Genomic DNA, 450 nt, shown 5'->3' with positions numbered 1-450 from the left:
CCTTGAGCAGGTAATCCATCTCGCCGGTCATGGCGTAGCACGTGACCACCTCCGGCCACGTCGCCACGGCGGCGCGAAAAATATCGGACGGGCCTTTCCCCTTGGGCGCACCGCCCTGCTTCTCCAGCCGCACGTTGATGTACGCCGACAGCCCCAGCCCGATCTTGGACGGGTCGAGCAGCGCGGCGTACTGGCGGATCACCCCGGATTCCTCCAGGCGGCGGATGCGTCGCAAACACGGGCTGGGCGACAGGTTCACCCGCTCGGCGACTTCCAGATTGGTGAGGCGGCCGTTGTTCTGCAGGACTTCCAGGATCTTGCGGTCGATCTTGTCGAGTTCCACTTTATTCATTTTGTTGCTCCGCACCAATTAATTCGGCAATTTTCTTGCGCAAATTTAGCAAGGTGGGCACAACTTCGCAATTTTTGCTTGGATGCACACTCCTACAC

At 59.3% G+C, this 450-nt stretch carries 1 protein-coding gene; it reads right to left on the bottom strand.

Features of this window, described 5'->3' with window-relative positions:
• Positions 1-343 (bottom strand): Lrp/AsnC family transcriptional regulator (locus tag D7V77_RS42555; protein ID WP_233597584.1); only part of this gene is annotated, 343 nt, incomplete at its 3' end.
• Positions 344-450 lie beyond the last annotated feature (107 nt).

It is taken from the genome of Corallococcus sp. CA041A (genome assembly GCF_003612075.1).
Taxonomy (GTDB): domain Bacteria; phylum Myxococcota; class Myxococcia; order Myxococcales; family Myxococcaceae; genus Corallococcus; species Corallococcus exiguus.
The sequence above is the reverse complement of the archived record's forward strand: the minus strand, read 5'-3'. Positions and strand labels throughout refer to the sequence as shown.